Origin of the sequence: Methylobacterium sp. Leaf111 (assembly GCF_001423285.1) — a bacterium.
Lineage (GTDB): Bacteria > Pseudomonadota > Alphaproteobacteria > Rhizobiales > Beijerinckiaceae > Methylobacterium.
Genome location: NZ_LMNE01000073.1, coordinates 173,457 through 190,301, shown reverse-complemented (window position 1 = coordinate 190,301; position 16,845 = coordinate 173,457). Strand labels below are relative to the sequence as shown.

Annotated in this window: 13 protein-coding genes and 2 pseudogenes; 5 read left to right on the top strand and 10 right to left on the bottom strand. The window is 74.1% G+C overall.

Translation table 11 applies throughout. The features are described from left to right. The first annotated feature begins 212 nt into the window (after positions 1–212). From serA to ASF41_RS22345, 3 genes are all read left to right on the top strand, one after another. Positions 213–1,460: a phosphoglycerate dehydrogenase gene (gene serA, locus ASF41_RS22355; protein ID WP_056222096.1), complete on the top strand. Its 1,248-nt coding sequence runs from the start codon at positions 213–215 to the stop codon at positions 1,458–1,460. Between the two features lie 254 nt (positions 1,461–1,714). Next, positions 1,715–2,239, top strand: coding sequence for a sigma-70 family RNA polymerase sigma factor (locus ASF41_RS22350; RefSeq protein WP_056222237.1), 525 nt, complete (start codon positions 1,715–1,717; stop codon positions 2,237–2,239). Continuing rightward, positions 2,236–3,006: an anti-sigma factor domain-containing protein gene (locus ASF41_RS22345; RefSeq protein WP_056497235.1), complete on the top strand. Its 771-nt coding sequence runs from the start codon at positions 2,236–2,238 to the stop codon at positions 3,004–3,006. Before ASF41_RS22350 ends, ASF41_RS22345 begins: the two co-directional genes overlap by 4 nt. Positions 3,007–3,037: 31 nt before the next feature. Here ASF41_RS22345 and ASF41_RS22340 read toward each other — a convergent pair whose 3' ends face one another. The 7 genes from ASF41_RS22340 to ASF41_RS22310 form a co-directional block, all read right to left on the bottom strand. Beyond that, entirely contained in the window at positions 3,038–5,200 is a 2,163-nt protein-coding gene (locus ASF41_RS22340) for a xanthine dehydrogenase family protein molybdopterin-binding subunit (protein ID WP_244479758.1), read from the bottom strand. Further along, positions 5,140–6,336: a xanthine dehydrogenase family protein subunit M gene (locus ASF41_RS22335; RefSeq protein ID WP_244479755.1), complete on the bottom strand. Its 1,197-nt coding sequence runs from the start codon at positions 6,334–6,336 to the stop codon at positions 5,140–5,142. The genes ASF41_RS22340 and ASF41_RS22335 overlap by 61 nt, the downstream gene beginning before the upstream one ends. Then, on the bottom strand, positions 6,333–6,851 hold the full coding sequence (locus tag ASF41_RS22330) for a (2Fe-2S)-binding protein (protein ID WP_056222106.1): 519 nt from the start codon (positions 6,849–6,851) through the stop codon (positions 6,333–6,335). The genes ASF41_RS22335 and ASF41_RS22330 overlap by 4 nt, the downstream gene beginning before the upstream one ends. A 75-nt stretch (positions 6,852–6,926) precedes the next feature. Continuing rightward, positions 6,927–7,367 (bottom strand): DUF305 domain-containing protein, encoded by a 441-nt coding sequence (locus ASF41_RS22325; protein WP_056497229.1) that lies wholly within the window; start codon positions 7,365–7,367, stop codon positions 6,927–6,929. Positions 7,368–7,387: 20 nt separating this feature from the next. Beyond that, a complete protein-coding gene (locus ASF41_RS22320) occupies positions 7,388–10,519 on the bottom strand; it encodes an efflux RND transporter permease subunit (protein ID WP_056497226.1) in 3,132 nt (1,043 codons plus the stop codon). A gap of 11 nt (positions 10,520–10,530) precedes the next feature. Beyond that, a complete protein-coding gene (locus ASF41_RS22315) occupies positions 10,531–12,264 on the bottom strand; it encodes an efflux RND transporter periplasmic adaptor subunit (protein ID WP_056497223.1) in 1,734 nt (577 codons plus the stop codon). Positions 12,265–12,358: 94 nt separating this feature from the next. Beyond that, on the bottom strand, positions 12,359–12,787 hold the full coding sequence (locus tag ASF41_RS22310; protein ID WP_056497220.1) for a hypothetical protein: 429 nt from the start codon (positions 12,785–12,787) through the stop codon (positions 12,359–12,361). A 235-nt stretch (positions 12,788–13,022) separates the two neighbouring features. Between ASF41_RS22310 and cobF the strand changes: the two genes are divergently transcribed. Together cobF and ASF41_RS22300 are read left to right on the top strand one after the other, a co-directional pair. Beyond that, entirely contained in the window at positions 13,023–13,793 is a 771-nt protein-coding gene (gene cobF, locus ASF41_RS22305) for a precorrin-6A synthase (deacetylating) (protein ID WP_056497217.1), read from the top strand. Positions 13,794–14,036: 243 nt separating this feature from the next. Continuing rightward, on the top strand, positions 14,037–15,314 hold the full coding sequence (locus ASF41_RS22300) for a hypothetical protein (protein WP_056497214.1): 1,278 nt from the start codon (positions 14,037–14,039) through the stop codon (positions 15,312–15,314). Positions 15,315–15,347: 33 nt separating this feature from the next. Here ASF41_RS22300 and ASF41_RS22295 read toward each other — a convergent pair whose 3' ends face one another. From ASF41_RS22295 to ASF41_RS26335, 3 genes and pseudogenes are all read right to left on the bottom strand, one after another. Further along, positions 15,348–15,938, bottom strand: coding sequence for a PAS domain-containing protein (locus ASF41_RS22295; RefSeq protein WP_244479754.1), 591 nt, complete (start codon positions 15,936–15,938; stop codon positions 15,348–15,350). A 98-nt stretch (positions 15,939–16,036) separates the two neighbouring features. Beyond that, positions 16,037–16,397: pseudogene (locus tag ASF41_RS26340) on the bottom strand (transposase); the annotation flags it as partial. Between the two features lies 1 nt (position 16,398). After that, positions 16,399–16,813, bottom strand: a pseudogene (locus ASF41_RS26335) (IS5 family transposase); the annotation flags it as partial. Positions 16,814–16,845 lie beyond the last annotated feature (32 nt).

The following is a 16,845-nucleotide window of genomic DNA, read 5'->3' as shown; positions in this document are numbered from 1 at the left end:
GTCCCGGCATTCCGGCGCCGGCCCGCCGGGTCAAGGGGGCGGCCTGACAATCGCCGCCGATGCTCAAGGCCGGGCCTTGACCGGACCCGTGAACTGGCTTCTCACACGGCCCATTCGGGCGCCGGCGTCACGGTCCCGGCCGCGTCGCGCGGCCTTTGGGGCCGGCGCCCCATCCGCCCGCCACGGGCGCGAGATCCGAGAAGAACACGACCATGGCCGAACGACTCTCCTTCCCGAAGGACAAGATCCGCGTCCTGCTGCTCGAAGGCATCAACGACAGCGCCGCCGAGCTGTTCGCCGCCGCCGGCTACACCAACGTCGTGCGGGTGGCCAAGGCCCTGGACCGGGAGGCCCTGCACGAGGCCCTGAAGGGCACGCACATCCTCGGCATCCGCTCGCGCACCCAGCTCGACGCGGCGGCCCTGGCCCACGGCGAGCGCCTCCTGGCGGTGGGCTGCTTCTCGGTGGGCACCAACCAGGTCGACCTCGAGGCCGCCCGCCACCGGGGCATCCCGGTCTTCAACGCGCCCTACTCGAACACCCGCTCGGTGGCCGAGCTCGTCATCGGCGAGATCGTGATGCTGCTGCGCCGGATCGTGCCGCGCTCGGTGGGCGCCCATGCGGGCGAATGGGACAAGTCGGCCACCGGCTCGCAGGAGGTGCGGGGCAAGACGCTGGGCATCGTCGGCTACGGCAATATCGGCTCGCAGCTCTCGACGCTGGCGGAAGGCATGGGCATGCGGGTGGTGTTCCACGACCAGACCGACAAGCTGCGCCACGGCAACACCGAGCCCACCGACAGCCTGGAGACCCTGCTGGCCCAGAGCGACGTGGTCTCCCTGCACGTGCCGGAGACGCCCGAGACCCACAACATGATCGGCGAGGCCGAGATCCGGGCGATGAAGCCCGGCGCCTTCCTGATCAACAACGCCCGCGGCACCGTGGTCGACCTCGACGCCCTGGCCCGCGCCCTGCGCGACGGCCACCTGCGGGGGGCCGCCGTCGACGTGTTCCCGGTGGAGCCCGGCTCCAACCAGGAGCGCTTCGTCAGCCCGCTCCAGGGCCTGCCCAACGTGATCCTGACGCCGCATATCGGCGGCTCGACGGAGGAGGCGCAGGAGCGCATCGGCTCCGAGGTGGCGCGCAAGCTCGTCGATTACTCCGACATCGGCTCGACCGTCGGCACCGTGAACTTCCCGCAGGTGCAGCTGCCCGCCCGTCCCACCGGCACCCGCCTGATCCACGTCCAGCGCAACATCCCGGGCATGCTGGGGCGCCTCAACGACACCTTCGCCCGGCGCGGGGTGAACATCGCGGCGCAGTTCTACCAGACCGACGGCGAGGTCGGTTACGTGGTGGTGGAGACCGACGTCACCGATGCCGACGCCGAGAGCCTGCTGGAGGAGATCCGGGCGCTGGACGGCACCATCCGGGCCCGCCTGCTCTACGAGCGCCGCTGAGGCGCGCGCAGTCGCCTGCTCTACGCGTGCCGCTGACGCGCGCGCAGTGGCGCACCGGCGCCGCCTCGGTTAACCTGGGTTGAGACGGTGCCATCCGAAGCACCGTCGCCGGACCGATCCCGCGCGCGCCGGAGACAGAGGAAGCCCAGCCGTTGCGTGCAAGTCCCCTGCGTGACGGCCCCCCGCGTGGCGGTTCCCAGCCCGATGGTCCCTCGGCGGACGATCCGGCGCGCACCGATGCGGTCCTCGCCGATCTGATCGCCCGGATCGCCCGGCGCGACGAGGCCGCCCTGCGGACCCTCTATGATCGGACGGCCCCGAAACTTCTCGGCGTGGTCCTGCGTATCCAGTCCGATCGCGGCTTGGCCGAGGACGTGCTGCAGGACGTGTTCCTGCGCATCTGGCAGAAGGCCGCCACCTACAGCCCGGCGGCCGGACGGCCGCTGGCCTGGCTCTGCACCATCGCCCGCAACCGGGCGATCGACGGGGTGCGGCGGCGAAGCGAGACGCAGGGGCCGGTGACCGAGGACGGGGAGGATTGGGTGGAGCGGCTGGCCGACCCCCACGACAGCGAGGGCGCGATCCTCGGGCGCAACGCCCTCCAGGCCTGCCTCGGCCGGCTTGAGGCGCTGCACCGCGACTGCATCGTGCTGGCCTATTGCGAGGGCCAGTCCCGGGAGGATCTCGCCCTGCGCTACGACCGCCCCGTGAGCACCATCAAGACCTGGCTGCATCGCGGCCTCGCGACCCTGCGCGGCTGCCTGGACGGTGCCCCATGACCCCCGATCCGGAGGAGCGCGACCTGCGCCTGGCCGAGTACGTGATCGGCACCCTGCCGCTGCCCGAGCGGGCGGCGGTGGATCTCGAGCTCGCCGTGGACCCCGCCGCCCGCGCGGCGCGCGACGCCTGGGAACGCCGCCTCGCGCCCCTCGCCCTCGGGGCACCCGAGGTCGTGCCGGGGCCGGAGGTCTGGCCGGCGATCGCCCGGCGGCTCGCCGCCGACGGGCCGCGTCCCGCCTCGCCGATCGACGTCCATCCGGGCGGCGATCTCGGACCCGCCGCCAACGACGACCGCATCGGCGCCCTGCAGGGCGCCCTGCGGCGCTGGCGCCTGACCGCCGGCACGGCGGCCGCCCTGGCGGCGGGGCTCGCCCTGTTCATCGCCGTCGGCGGGCCGCGCCCCGGCACCGGGCCGGGCGAGGGCGACGGGCGCTACGTGGCGGTGGTCAGCCGCGGCGGCGAGGCCCCGGCGCTTCTCGTCAGCATCGACACCCGGGCCGGGACCGCCCGGGTGCGCCCGGTGGGGGCGCAGGCCCCGGCGGGGCACAGCCTGGAACTCTGGTACGTCGGCGCCGGCGCGGCTCCGAAGACCCTCGGCCTCGTGGGCACCGACGCCAGGGTGCTGGACAAGGCGCTGGCCCTGCCGGCCGAGGCCGGCGCGCTGGCGGGCGGCACCTTCGCGGTCTCCGTCGAGCCGGCGGGTGGCTCGCCCACCGGCCAGCCGACCGGGCCGGTGGTCTATTCCGGCCCGCTGATCCGCGAATAGGCGGCGGGCCCGGGACGGCCGCCCCTGCGCCTCACCCCAGCAGCTTGTCCAGAGTGATCGGGATGTCGCGCACCCGCACGCCGGTGGCGTGCCAGACCGCGTTGGCGATGGCGCCGGCGGTGCCGGTGATGCCGATCTCGCCCACCCCCTTGATGCCCAGCGGGTTCACGTGCGGGTCGTGCTCCTCCACCAGGATCGCCTCCATGGCGGGCACGTCGGCGTTCACCGGGATGTGGTACTCGGCCAGGTTCCCGTTCATCACCCGACCCGAGCGCGGGTCGAGCAACGCGTGCTCGTGCAGGGCCAGGGACACGCCCCAGATCATGCCGCCGTAATACTGGCTGCGCACGAGGTGCGGGTTGATGATCCGCCCGGCCGCGAAGGCGCCCACGAGGCGCGTCACCCGGATCTGGCCGAGGTCGGGGTCGACCTTCACCTCCGCGTAGACCGCCCCGTGCGCGTGCATCGCGTAGGTCTTTCGCGATGCGGGGTCGCCCGCGCCCTGTCCCTTGGCCTCGACGGAGGTCCTGCCGGCGCGGGCCAGGATCTCGCCGAAGGATTCGGAGCGGGCGGGGTCGTCCCGGCGGGCGAGGCGGCCGTCGGCGGCGGTGACGCCGGCATTGCCGGCGCCGTAGAGGGGCGAGGCGCGGTCGTTGACGGCGAGCTCCGCCAGGGCGGCGATGGCGCCCTGCGCGGCGTTGTCCACCGCCGTGCCGCTGGTGGCGGTGCCGGTGGAGCCGCCGGCCAGGCCGCCGTTCGGCAGGTTCGAATCGCCGATGCGCAGCTCGACTTGGGTAATCGGGAGGCCGAGCCCGTCGGCGCCGATCTGCGCCAGCACCGTCCAGGCGCCCTGGCCCATGTCCTGGGCGGCGGTCTCGATGAGCCCCGTGCCGTCGGCCCGGATCGTGGCGCGGGCCTCGCCCTGCATCATCCCGGCCGGGTAGGTGGCGGTGCCGAGGCCCCAGCCGACCAGGAGCCCGTCGGCGTCGCGCATCTGGCGCGGCTGGCGCGGGCGGGCGGCCCAGCCGAAGCGCGCGGCTCCTTGGGCGTAGCATTCGCGCAGCGCCTTCGAGGAGAAGGGCCGATGGGTGATCGGCTCGACCTCCGCGTAGTTGCGCAGGCGGATCTCCAGGGGATCGAGGTCGAGCTCGAGGGCCAGCTCGTCCAGCGCACTCTCCACCGCGACGCTGCCCGAGGCCTCGCCGGGGGCCCGCATGAAGATCGGGGTGCCGATATCGGCCCGGGAGACCGCGTGCGTAGTGGCGATCGCGCCGGCCGCGTAGAGGTGGCGCGAGAGGATGCCGGAGGGCTCGACGAAGTCGTCGTGCCGGCTCGTCAGGGTCAGGGTGTGGTGGTCGAGGGCCGTGAGGGTGCCGTCCCGGGAGGCGCCGAGCTTCAGGGTCTGGCGCGTGGCGGCGCGGTGGCCGACCGGGCCGAACATCTGCTCGCGCCGGGTCACCAGCTTGACGGGGCGTCCCACGAGCTTCGCCGCCATGATGCCGAGGATCTGCGGCGCGGCGATGAAGCCCTTCGAGCCGAAGCCGCCGCCGAGATAGTGGCAGACCACGTGGATGTTCTCGGGCGGAATGCCGAACAGGTCGGCGAGCCGGCCCTTGGCGATCCAGAGCGCCTGGGTCGGCGTGTAGAGGGTCAGGCGGTCGCCGTCCCACGCGGCCACGCTGGCATGGGGCTCCAGGGCGTTGTGGTACTGCGCGGCCGTGTCGTAGGTCGCCTCGATCCGGGTCTCGGCCGCCGCCATGCCGGCGGCGAGGTCGCCCGAGCCCTCGTCGGTGGCCGAGCCGGCCCCGACGGTCTCGGGGCGGAAGATCTCGCCGGCCCCGAGGGCGACGCTGACGGGCTCCGAATCGTAGCGGGGCGCCAGCAGGGCCGCGCCCTCGGTGGCGGCCTCCAGCGTCTCGGCGATCACCACCGCGATCGGCTGGTTGGCGTAGCGCACGCCGTCGTTCTGCAGGAGGTCGAGGCGGAAGGCGAAGGGATTGTCCTTCAGATCCGGCGACTGGGCGAGCGCCGGGGCGTTCTGCGGCGTCATCACCGCGACGACGCCGGGATGGGCCTCCGCCGCCGCGACGTCGAGATGGGTGACCCGGCCGCGGGCGACCGCACTCACCGCCATCACCGCGTGGGCCAGGCCCTCGGGCCGGAAATCCGCGCTGTAGCGGGCCGCCCCGGTGATCTTGGCATGGCCGTCGCGCCGGGTGAGCGGCTGGCCGATGGAGGCGCCGTGGCGCTGACGCTCAGGCATGGGCGGGGGCTCCGGCCGAAGGGATGAGGGGGATGGGGAGCGAAGGGACTGGCCGGCAGCGCGGGGACGCGGTCCGGGGTGCCGGCGGCCGCCAGGGTGAGCGCGCGGACCACGATGCGGCGGGCGAGCTCGATCTTGTAGGCGTTGTCCCCCGAGGGCCTGGCGTCGGCCAGCGCCGCCTCGGCCGCCTTCGCGAAGGTCTCGGGCGTGGGCGCCGCGCCGGCCAGCAGATCCTCTGCCGCCCGGGCGCGCCAGGGCTTCAGGGCGACGCTGCCGAGCGCGATGCGGGCCTGCCCGATCCGGTCCCCGTCCATCGCCAGACCCACCGCCGCCGACACCACCGCGAAGGCGTAGGAGGTGCGCTCGCGGACCTTGAGGTAGCGGCTGTGCCCGGCGAAGGCCTCCGCCTCGGGGGGCAGGGTGACGGCGACGACGAGGTCGCCCGCTTCCAGCACGGTCTCGCGCTCCGGGTGATCGCCGGGCAGGCGGTGGAACGCCTCCAGGGGCACGGAGCGGGCGCCGCCGGGCCCCGCGATCTCGACGGTGGCGTCGAGGGCGGCGAGCGGCACGCAGAAGTCGGACGGGTGGGTGGCGATGCAGTGATCGCTCCAGCCGAGCACCGCGTGGCTCCGGGTGACGCCGCCCAGCGCCGCGCAGCCGGCGCCGGGGTCGCGCTTGTTGCAGGCGCTGGCGGTGTCGTAGAAATACTGGCAGCGGGTCCGCTGCAGCACGTTCCCGGCGGTGGTGGCGGCGTTGCGGAGCTGGCCCGAGGCGCCCGAGAGCAGGGCTTCCGCCAGGGCCGGGTAGCGCCGGGCGATGGTCGCGTCGTGCGCCAGGGCCGCGTTGCGCACCAGGGCGCCGATCCGGGTCGACCCGTCGGCGCCGCGCTCGATGCGGTCGAGGCCGGGCAGGCGGGTGACGTCGACGAGGGTGTCGGGCCGGCTGATCCCGCCCTTCATCAGGTCGACGAGGTTGGTGCCGGCGGCGAGATAGGCCGCCCCCGGCCGGGCGGCGGCCGCCACCGCCTCGGCGACGCTGGTGGCGCGGATGTAGTCGAAGGCCTTCACGCCGCATCCTCCGCGAGCTGGCGGCCGGGCAGGACGTCCGGCCCGCTCATCGCCGCATGGGCGGTGAGCACGGCTTGCGTGATGCCCGCATAGGCGCCGCAGCGGCAGAGATTCCCGCTCATGCCCTCGCGCACCCGCTCGGGGTCGCCCCCGGTCTGGCCCTCCTGGATCAGCCCGACCGCGCCGAGGATCTGGCCCGGGGTGCAGAAGCCGCACTGGAAGCCGTCATGCTCCAGGAAGGCGGCCTGGACCGGGTGCAGGGCGTCGCCCGCGGCGAGGCCCTCGATGGTGGTGATCGAGGCCCCGTCGTGGCTGACGGCGAGCGCCAGGCACGCATTCACCCGGACGCCGTCGAGGAGGATGGTGCAGGCCCCGCACTGGCCCCGGTCGCAGCCCTTCTTGGCCCCGGTGAGGTCGAGGCGCTCGCGCAACAGGTCGAGGAGGGTGACGCGCGCATCCTCCAGGACGACGCTACGGCGCACGCCGTTCACGGTCAGCGTGATGGGAAAGCTCATGCGGGGGACACCTCCGGCCGGCTTGTCTGGAAAGGCTCCAGATAGAACCGGCGCGGTGCCCGACCAGGGGGGGCTTCAGCGCGCGGCGGCCTTCGCCTCCGCCTCCTTGCGCGCCAGGATGGCCCGCATCTGCGCGATCTCGGTGTCCTGTGCCGTGACGATGCGCTCGGCGAGCGCCCGGACCTCCGGGTCCTTCGAGTATTGCAGGGCGACCCGGGCCATGGCGATGGCGCCGGCATGGTGCGGGATCATGCCGGCGGCGAAATCGCGGTCGACATCGCCGGAATAGCGGATCTCCATGTCGCCGTGCATGCGCATGGCGGCCTCCTGGAACGCCCTGGTGGAGGGGGATGCGCCGGCCTTCGCCGCGCCGGCCGGTTTTTCCGCGTGCGAATGGCCCGGTGTGGCGTGGCCGTGGTCGTGGCCATCCCCCGCGGGGTGATCCTCATGGGCCGGGGCGGCGCCCGTCAGGGCGAAGAGGGCGAGGGTGGCGAGGACGGCGGCGGCGGTCTTCATGGGGGTCGGTCTCCGGGAGATCAGAACAGGGCCGGGGCGGGGGCGCCCGCGGCCGGCGCCGAGGCAGGGCCTTGCGCCGCCTGGAGGCGGGCGAAGGCGCCCCGGCCGAAGCGCAGGACGAGGACGGGGGTGAGCACCGCGTCGAGGAGGGTGGCGCTGAAGAGGCCGCCGAAGATCGTGACCGCGACGGGGTGGAGGATCTCCTTGCCGGGCGCCGTGCCGTCGACGAGGAGGGGCACCAGGGCGATGCCGGCGGCCAGCGCCGTCATCAGGACGGGCACCAGCCGCTCGTTGCTGGCCCGCAGCACCAGGTCCGGCCCGAAGGGCAGGCCCTCGGCGATGCCGAGGTTGAGGATGTGGCTGATCTTCAGGATGCCGTTGCGGGCGACGATGCCGGTGAGCGTCACGAAGCCGATCATCGAGGCCACCGAGAGGGGCAGCCCGGCGAGGAAGAGCGCCGCGACGCTGCCGATGAGGGCGAGCGGCACGTTGCCCATGACGATGAGGGCGAGCACGCCGGAGCGGTAGCGGCTCGCCAGCAGGGCGAAGACCAGGGCCAGCGAGACGAGGCTGAGGAGCCCGATGGTGCGGGTCGCCTCCCCCTGCGCCTGGAACGCGCCCTCCAGGCTCGCGGTGATGCCCTGGGGGAGCGTCGTGCGCGCCAGCGTGTCGGCCATGGCGGCGGCCACCGCCGCGCCGTCCGCGCCCGCCTGGGTGTTGGCCTGCACGACCAGCCTGCGCCGGCCGTTCTCGCGAAGAATCTGGTTGGGGCCGTCGCGCTCGGTGATGTCGGCCAGCGCGTGGGCCGGCACCCAGCCGGTGGGCGTCTCGATGAGGAGTTCGCGGAGTGCCGCCACCGAGCGGCCGGATTCCGGCAGGCGCAGGGTGACGTCGTAGCGGCGCAGGCCGTCCACCAGGGTCGAGACCACCCGGCCGTTGGCCAGCCGGCTCACCGCCTCGACCACGGCGCCGGGGGCGATGCCGTAGAGGGCGGCGCGTCCGGAATCGACCCGGACCTCGAGCTGCGGGATCCGGACCTGCTTCTCGATGGACAGGTCGGCGATGCCGGGGATCGTCTCGAACGCGGTCGTGAGGGCTTCGGCCGTGCGCCGCAGGCCGTCGAGGTCCTCGCCGAACAGCTTGAGGGCGATCTCGGCCCGGACGCCCGAGAGCATGTGGTCGAGGCGGTGCGAGATCGGCTGGCCGACATTGAGCGAGACCGGCAGCACGCCCAGGCGCGCCCGCAGATCCGCCACGATGGCCGCGCGCGGCCGCCCGCCGGGCTTCATCGCGATCTCCAGGTCCGTGGAGTGGACGCCCTCGGCATGCTCGTCGAGCTCGGCCCGGCCGGTGCGGCGCCCGACCCGGTCCACCTCCGGGATGTCGAGGACCAGACCTTCGGCGATGGCGCCGATCCGGCTCGATTCGGCGAGGGAGATGCCCGGCGTGAAGGCGAGGTTGACGGTGAACGAGCCCTCGTTGAAGGCCGGCAGGAAGGCCCGCGGCAGCGTGGTGGCGGCGAAGGCCGCCGCACCGACGCCGAGCACGGCCGCCGCCATCACGGCGCGCGGGTGACCGAAGGCGAACGCGACGAGGCGGCCGTTGCCGGCCTTGAGACCGCGGATCAGCCGGCCCTCCGGCGCCTCCAGGGTCTTCAGGCCGGGGAGCAGCCAGGAGGCGAGGGCGGGTGTCAGGGTGAGCGAGACGAGCAGGCTCGACAGGATCGCGATGATGTAGGCCTGCCCCAGGGGGGCGAAGAGCCGGCCCTCGATGCCCGACAGGGCGAAGAGCGGCACGAAGACGAGGCAGATGATCACGGTCGCGTAGACGATGCCGGAGCGGACCTCGTTGGAGGCCGCCACGATCACCGCGAAGGCCGTGCGCGGCGCGCCCTCGTGACGGTTCTCGCGCAGGCGCCGCAGGATGTTCTCGACATCCACCACCGCGTCGTCGACGAGCTCGCCGATGGCGATGGCGAGGCCGCCCAGCGTCATCGTGTTGATGGACAGACCCAGGGCGGAGAAGATCGCCGCCGTGGCGAGGATCGAGACCGGGATCGCCGTGAGCGAGATCAGGGTGGTGCGCGCGTTCATCAGGAAGGCGAACAGCACCAAAGCCACCACGGCGACGGCCTCGAGGAGCACCTGGACCACGTTGTGCAGGGAGGTCTCGATGAAATCCGCCTGCCGGAACAGCACCTTGTCGGCCTGGATCCCGGGCGGCAGGCTGGGGCCGAGCTGGGCCAGCGCCTCTTCCACGGTCTTCGTCAGCCGCACCGTATCGACGCCCGGCTGCTTCTCCACCGAGACGATGACGGCGGGCTTGCCCAGGTAGCCGCCATCGCCGCGCCGGGGCCGGGGGGCGAAATCCACCTCCGCCACCTGCCGCAGGTAGACCGGACCCGCGGGCGTGCCCACCACGAGGTTGCGCAGGTCGTCGAGGTCGATGGTCCGGCCGATGGCGCGGATCAGCACCTCGCGGGCCCCCGCATCGGTGAAGCCGCCGCCCGCATTGGTGCCGAAGCCCTCCAGGGCCTGGGTCAGGCTGGCATGGGTGACGCCCAGGGCCCGCATGGCGGCGGGGTTCGGCGCCACCCGGAACTGGCGCACCGCGCCGCCGATCGGGATGACCTGCGCCACGCCCGGAATGGACAGGAGGCGCGGCCGGATGGTGAAGTCGGCGGTCTCGCGCAGTTGCATCGGGCTCGCGGTCTCGGAGGTCACCGCCACCAGCAGGATGCCGCCCATGATCGACGAGACCGGCCCCATCTGGGGCATCACGTCGGCGGGGAGCTCCGAGCGGGCCAGCGCCAGGCGCTCGGCCACGAACTGGCGCGCCCGGTAGAGGTCGGCGTCCCAGGCGAACTCGACGGTGACGATGGACAGGCCGATGCCCGAGACCGAGCGCACCCGGGTGACGCCGGGCAGGCCGTTCATCCGGGTCTCGATCGGGTAGCTGACGCGCTGCTCGACCTCCGGGGGCGCGAGCCCTTCCGCCTCCGTCATCACCGTGACGGTGGGCCGGTTGAGGTCCGGCAGCACGTCGACGGGCAGGCGGGTCAGGGCGAGGAGCCCGGTCAGCACCAGGGCGGCGGCCAGCGCCAGCACGAGCAGGCGGTTGCGCAGGGACTGCGCGACGATGGTCTCGAACATCGGGCCTCTCCTCAGCGGATCTGGTCGAGGAGCTCGGCGCCCTGGACGACGACGCGGCGCCCGGCCGCGATCCCGTCCTCCACCAGCATCCGGTCGGCATCCAGCGGCGCCACCCGCACCGGGCGGCCGAGGAAGCGCTCGGCGCTGACGTGCTCGTAGACGAGGCTGCCGCCCTCCGCCCGCACGACGCCGGAGCGCGCCACCGGCAGGCCGGGGCGGGCCGGGCCGACGGGGGCCAGCACGGTGACGAACTGGCCCAGGCGCAGGCCCTTCGCCTCGCCCTCCACCGCGAACTGGACCGGCACCGCCTGGTTGCGGTCCGCGAGCCCCGTGCCGCGATAGGCGAGCTGCAGGGTGCCGCCGTCGCCCAGGCGCGCGGTGGCCCGGCTGCCCTCGGCCAGCGCCTCGAAGCTCAGGGCCTCGACCCAAAGCTTGCCCGGATCGACGATGCGGTAGACCACGGTGCCGGGGGCCGCCATGGCGCCCGCCACCGCGTTCGCCTCGGCGATGACGCCGTCGACGGGGGCGACGAGGGATTCGGGCTCGCGCCGGATGGCGTCGAGGGCGGCGCGGCGGTCCCGCAGGCCGCTGAGTTCCGAGCGGGCGTCGTCGAGCTGGGTCTGCGCCACCGCGCCGGTGGTGGAGAGCCGCTCGAAGCGCCCGACCCGGCGCTCCAGGATGGCGATCTGCTGGTCAAGCTCGCCCTGGCGCTGGCGCATGTCGGAGACGTCCACCGCCTGGACCGGCGGCGTCACGGTGGCGAGCACCTCGCCGCGCGTCACCCGGGTGCCGAGGCGGGGAAAGCCCCGCTCCGGCGGCGCCAGCCGACCGCCGACGGAGGATTGCACCACGCCGCTGGCATTCGGGTCGGGGATGATCCGGCCTGGCAACGCGACGCTCCGGGTGACGGAGGCTTGCGCCGTCAGGCCGGTGCGCAGGGCCAGCAGCCGCTGCAGCGACTTCGGCACGAAGACCGAGCCGTCGGGCAGGCGGCGCGCCCGCTCCATCAGGGTGCCGCCGGTGAGCGCCGCCGGGGTGACGGGCGGCTGCGTCTGGTCGGGGCCGTGGCCCTCGTGCGCCTGCGCCGCGCCGCCGAGGAACAGGGCGAGCACCAGCGTCGCCCCGACGGCGAGGAGGACGGCCAGGATCACGGCCAGAGACTGGCCCGCGCGGCGCCGGAGCGCCAGGGCGAACGCCCCGAGCCCCATCAGGAAGCCGCCGGCCGCCAGCGCCGCCGGGCTCTGCCGCGCGAGGCGATCGGCCAGGGCCGTGGCCGAGGCGGCGGCGCCCGAGGCCGAAGGTCCGGCGGTCGGGGCGGGCAGGTGGAGATCGAGGTCGAGGAGGTCGGTGCGGCCCTCGGCCGAGACGCCGACGACGAGGTCGTGGTCGGTCCCGGCCGCGAGCCAGGGCGCCGCGAGGCGGTAGGTGCCGGGCGCGGTCTCGGCGGCCTTGCGCCGGCCCTCGGGCGTCATCACGGCGACGCCCGCCTCCGGGACGGGGGCGTTGGTGGCGAAGGCGTCGAGGTAGAGCACGAGATCGGTGCCCTGCACCACGGCGACGAGCTCGAAGCGCTCGGAGACGGCCTCCGCCCGCGGGGCCGTCGCGGCCGGAGCCTGCGGCGCGTCCGCACCATGATCGTGGCCCTCATGGGCGAGGGCGGCCCCGGACAGGACGGGCAGGGCGGGGAGCGCGAGGGCGACGAGGAGGGCGAGCGCGCGCAGGGCGGCCGCGAGGCAACGGAACATGGACCGGGAGTCTTTCGCCGAGGAGCACGGAACGGCGTCCCGGCCGCGAGCCTCCATCGGGAGTCTCGCGGGCCTCATGGGACGCGCGGCAGCGTCAGGCGTCGAATCGAGGCGGTTCGGGGAGGGTTTCCGGGACGATGTCCGTCCGGGCGGGGAGGGCGCGTGCCAGGGCGCGGTCGCCGGGCCCGCGCGGGCCGGCCACGGCGTCGCTGTCCGGGGCGAGCCCGGCCCCGGTGCAGCAGGCGTTCGAGCTGCGGCAGCCGGCATGGCCGCAGAGGCCGTCGCAGGCGCCGGTGCTCAGCGCCTTGATCGGGGCGGCGGCCAGCACCACGCGGGTCCGGATCGCGGCCCGCGGCAGGAGGATCCGGTCTTCGCCGCCGAGCCGGGCCTCCGCCGAGACGGCGGGGGAGGGGGCGGTCGCGGCCACACCCGCGGCGTGCGGATGGCCCGCATGGGCTTCGGCGCCGGACGGCATGAGGCCGACGGCGATCAGCACGATCGCCGCCGCGAGCCAGAGTGCCATGTGCCGGACGCGCATCATATCAACGACAGACATAGCACACCGCGCCGGGCGACGACAGGCCGGTTTTCGCGCAGGGCGTGCCCGCGGGCACCCCGGCTCGACCTAAGAGGCTGGGAACGCACGGGGTTTCTCGCGGCACCGGTTCCCCTCCCCCGCCGCATGCTCTAAGCGGGCGACCCGGAGGCTCCGCCTTCGGGCGGCACCGCCTGTAGGCGGCAGCGGAGGACGGCGCGCGATGAGAACTCTCCTGGTGATCGGGATCGGCACCGGCAACCCCGAGCACATGACGATCCAGGCGATCCGCGCCCTCAACACCGCCGACGTGGTCTTCGCCCTCGACAAGGGCCGCGCGAAGGCCGACCTCGTCGACCTGCGCCGGGAGATCTGCAGCCGGTATCTCACGGACAGGCCCTACCGCTTCGTCGAGGCCCAGGATCCCGAGCGCGACCGCAATCCGTCCGATTACGGAGCCACCGTCGAGGCCTGGCACGCCGCGCGCGCGGCGCTCTACGAGGCGATGATCGCGACGGAACTCGGCCCGGAGGGCTGCGGCGCCATCCTGGTCTGGGGCGATCCCTCCCTCTACGACAGCACGCTCCGCATCCTCGACCGCATCCGGGCGCGCCGAACCCTGGACCTCGCGGTCCGGGTGATCCCGGGCATCACCAGCGTCCAGGCGCTCGCGGCCGGCCACCGCATCCCCCTCAACCGCATCGGCGGGCCGATCACCATCACCACAGGCCGGCAGATCGCCGGCGGCCTGCCCGCGGGCAGCGACGCCACCGTGGTGATGCTCGACGGCCGGCCCCGCTTCGACCATCTCGACCCGGACCTGACCATCTACTGGGGCGCCTTCCTCGGGACCGCCGACGAGATCCTGGTCTCGGGCCGCCTCGGCGACGTGGCCGACGAGATCGGCGCCGTCCGCGCGGCCGCCCGCGCCCGGCACGGCTGGATCATGGACACCTATCTCCTGCGCCCGCCCGAGCCGGCCAGCCCGGACTGAGACCGCCTGCGACATGGTCGCCCATCCGCCGGAAGGATCCTCCGGCCTCCTGCCCGACCGACAGGGGATTCTCCCGCGTCGCCGCAGGGACACATCAACAAAAATCCCTTTCCTCCAAAGCTGGCGCGACCCGTGACTGTCCGAGACTTGGCCGGGTGTTTGCACGAGACTTCGCCGGGCCAATAATCGGCCGATCCGGCCGCGACGACGACTGTCGCGGGCCAGGATCGGGAGGGCTTGCGGATGGCGGCGCACGGGGTTCGGGCGGACGGGTTCGGAGGGCAGGGGCGCGCGCGGACGCTCTGTGCGGTGCTGGTCGCCGGGGTCGCCTGCGCCGTCCTGGCGGCCGCCGGGGCGCTTCCCGCCCTCGGCGCGGCCTACACCGCCCTGTCCCTGCACCTGGAGGACCGCTTCCACACGCAGGAGCCCGGGCCCCCGGCGCGCATTGCCCTCGGGCCGGAGGGGCGCGACATCCGGTTCGCCGGGGCGATCGGGGCGGGGACGGCCGCGCGCCTCGCAGCCCTGCTGGCGATCCATCCGGAGGTGACGCGCATCCATCTCACCAGCGAGGGCGGCCTCGTGGAGGAGGCGACGGCGATCGGCGACCTCATCGCCGCCCGGGGCCTTGCCACCTACGTGCCGGACTATTGCGTCTCCGCCTGCACCCTGGCCTTCGTGCGCGGGGCCGAGCGCTACCTCGTGACGGACGGCCGCCTCGGCTTCCATGCCCCCTACGATCCCGGCCTGTTCGGCCAGGTGGTGCAGGCCGACGCCTCGGCCGAGCGGGCGGCCTACCTGGCCGCCGGCGTCGACCCGGCCTTCGCCGCCGAGGCCCTCGCCGTGGCCTCCGACAGCCTGTGGATCCCCGAGCCCGCCCGCCTGATCCGGGCGCGGGTCGCCACCGCGCTGGTCGACACCGACCGCTTCCCCGATTCCACCCTCGACGACGATCCGAGTTCCGCCGGCGCCCGGGCGGCGATCCTGGGCGCGCTGCCGCTCCTCGGCGCCCTCGCGGGGCGGGGCGCCCTCGCGGGGCGGGGCGACGTCCTCGACGCGCTGGCGGCCGCCTATCTCGACGGCTACCGGGCCGGCCTGCCCGAGGGCGCGGCCCTGGACCGCCTGCGGGCGGGGGCCGCGCGCGCCATCGCCCGCATCCTGCGCGGCGCCGACGACGCCACGTGGGTCGCCACCGGCCGCGTTCTCCTGCGGGCGATGCGCCGGGCCGACCCGCAGGTCTGCCTCAGCATCGGCGGAGCGGGCAACCTCCTGGCGGCGCAGGACATCCTGGACGACGATGCGGCCGCGACCGTGCTCGCCCGGGCGGCCGGGCAGGGGGCGGGCGCGGCGATGGCCGCGCCCGCTGCCGAGCCCGCGCGCACGACGCGCATCGCCCGGGACTGCGCCGGCCTGATCGCGGCCTACGCCGAGGCCCTGGCACGGCCCGGAGCCGGGCCGATCCTGCGGGAGCTCGCGAGCCACCGGGGCCACCCGACGCGGGAGGCCACGGCCCTGCCCCGCTGATCCGGGCCCTTCGTCTCATCCGGGCTCTTCGTGTCAGTGCCGCTGGCCGTCCGGACTGTCCCGGAGGTGGCGGGCGAGCTCGAGGCCGATCTCCACCATCAGGCGATCGAGGAGCCGCGACAGGCCGGGCCGGGCGAGATCGTCGGCGAGGCCGCGCAGGGCGATGGCGTGTTCGGCCATCCGGTTCACCGCATGCTGGTCCCGGGGGCCGTCCGCGCGGTCCTCGGCCAGGTCGAGGACGATGCCGCGCGCCCGCGCCGGGGTCCCCGCGGCGTCGGCCTCGATGCGTCCGCGCAGGTCCAGCCGGCGCAGGTCCAGCCGGCGCGGGCCGCGGGTGCGGAAGGCCACCGCGAAGGCGCCGCCCCGGGCGATCGCCGCGTGGAGGGCGTTGTCGACCCGCGCGCGGTCCGCGTCGTGGATGCGGGCGAGGAAGCGCGCCAGCGGCACGCCCCGCGCGCCCGCCTCCGGCGGCCACCCGACGGCCCGGGCCACCGGGGCCGAGACGACGAGGCGGTCCGCCCAGATGTCGTGCACCCAGGCGCCGACCACGCCCGAGGCGGCGAGGGCCGCCCGCAGGCCCCCGGGAATGTCGGCCTCCGACTCCGGCGGCGGGGATCGCATCATGGGTCTCCTCACCGGCAGGAGCGGATCCGCGCAGACGACCTGAGGTTGCCTGATCGGCCGCACAGAGCTCTGGGCGTGCAGCACCCTAGGTTGCGGACTCATAAAGTTCGCAGCCAGACCCGGATGGCGGCGAGTTTGACGCTGGCAAGAAAGTTGTCGGGATCCTTGTCGTAGCGGGTAGCGACGGCGCGGAAGTGGGGCATCGGCTTTACGTTCGCCCAAGCACCCTGCTCGGACATCCGGGCTCGCAGCGCATCGCTGTCGTAGGCCCGGTCACCCAGCAGGACCTGGCCTTCACCCAGCCCGCCCAGCATGTCGGTCGCCGAGCGCCCGTCATGCGCCTGACCGGGCGTGATCTTCAGCACCAAGGGACGGCCCTCGGCATCCACCAGCGCGTGGATCTTGCTGGTCAGGCCGCCCCGTGAGCGACCCATGCCACCGGATCCGCCGTCTTTTTTTNAGCACCAAGGGACGGCCCTCGGCAYCCACCAGCGCGTGGATCTTGCTGGTCAGGCCGCCCCGTGAGCGACCCATGCCACCGGATCCGCCGTCTTTTTTTTGGCGYAGGCTGCATGCTGGTGAACCCGCACGCTGGTGGCGTCGATCATCTGCAGATCGCCCTCGTAAGCCTTCGACACAGCAGCCAGAAGCCGATCCCAAATGCCGCGCTTGCGCCAGCGCCGGAAGCGGTTGCCGCAGGTCGTGTAGGGCCCRTAACRCGCCGGGATGTCGGCCCACGGCGCACCCGTGCGCAGCCGCCAGAAGATCCCGTTCAGCACCCGTCGGTCGTCCACCCGATCCTTGCCGCGCACGTCCGTCGGCAGAACCGGCTCGATCACCGCCCACTCTGCATCCGTYAGGTCAAACCGCGCCATCCTCGGTCCTCCATATGGAAAACCAACGACGC

What these genes read in the sequence shown, in the direction of transcription:
- serA (WP_056222096.1), top strand. Translation starts at nt 213, where the DNA reads ATGGCCGAACGACTCTCCTTCCCGAAGGACAAGATCCGCGTCCTGCTG.
- ASF41_RS22345 (WP_056497235.1), top strand. Translation starts at nt 2,236, where the DNA reads ATGACCCCCGATCCGGAGGAGCGCGACCTGCGCCTGGCCGAGTACGTG.
- ASF41_RS22330 (WP_056222106.1), bottom strand. Translation starts at nt 6,851, where the DNA reads ATGAGCTTTCCCATCACGCTGACCGTGAACGGCGTGCGCCGTAGCGTC.
- ASF41_RS22325 (WP_056497229.1), bottom strand. Translation starts at nt 7,367, where the DNA reads ATGAAGACCGCCGCCGCCGTCCTCGCCACCCTCGCCCTCTTCGCCCTG.
- ASF41_RS22320 (WP_056497226.1), bottom strand. Translation starts at nt 10,519, where the DNA reads ATGTTCGAGACCATCGTCGCGCAGTCCCTGCGCAACCGCCTGCTCGTG.
- ASF41_RS22315 (WP_056497223.1), bottom strand. Translation starts at nt 12,264, where the DNA reads ATGTTCCGTTGCCTCGCGGCCGCCCTGCGCGCGCTCGCCCTCCTCGTC.
- ASF41_RS22310 (WP_056497220.1), bottom strand. Translation starts at nt 12,787, where the DNA reads ATGGCACTCTGGCTCGCGGCGGCGATCGTGCTGATCGCCGTCGGCCTC.
- cobF (WP_056497217.1), top strand. Translation starts at nt 13,023, where the DNA reads ATGAGAACTCTCCTGGTGATCGGGATCGGCACCGGCAACCCCGAGCAC.
- ASF41_RS22300 (WP_056497214.1), top strand. Translation starts at nt 14,037, where the DNA reads ATGGCGGCGCACGGGGTTCGGGCGGACGGGTTCGGAGGGCAGGGGCGC.
- ASF41_RS22295 (WP_244479754.1), bottom strand. Translation starts at nt 15,938, where the DNA reads ATGATGCGATCCCCGCCGCCGGAGTCGGAGGCCGACATTCCCGGGGGC.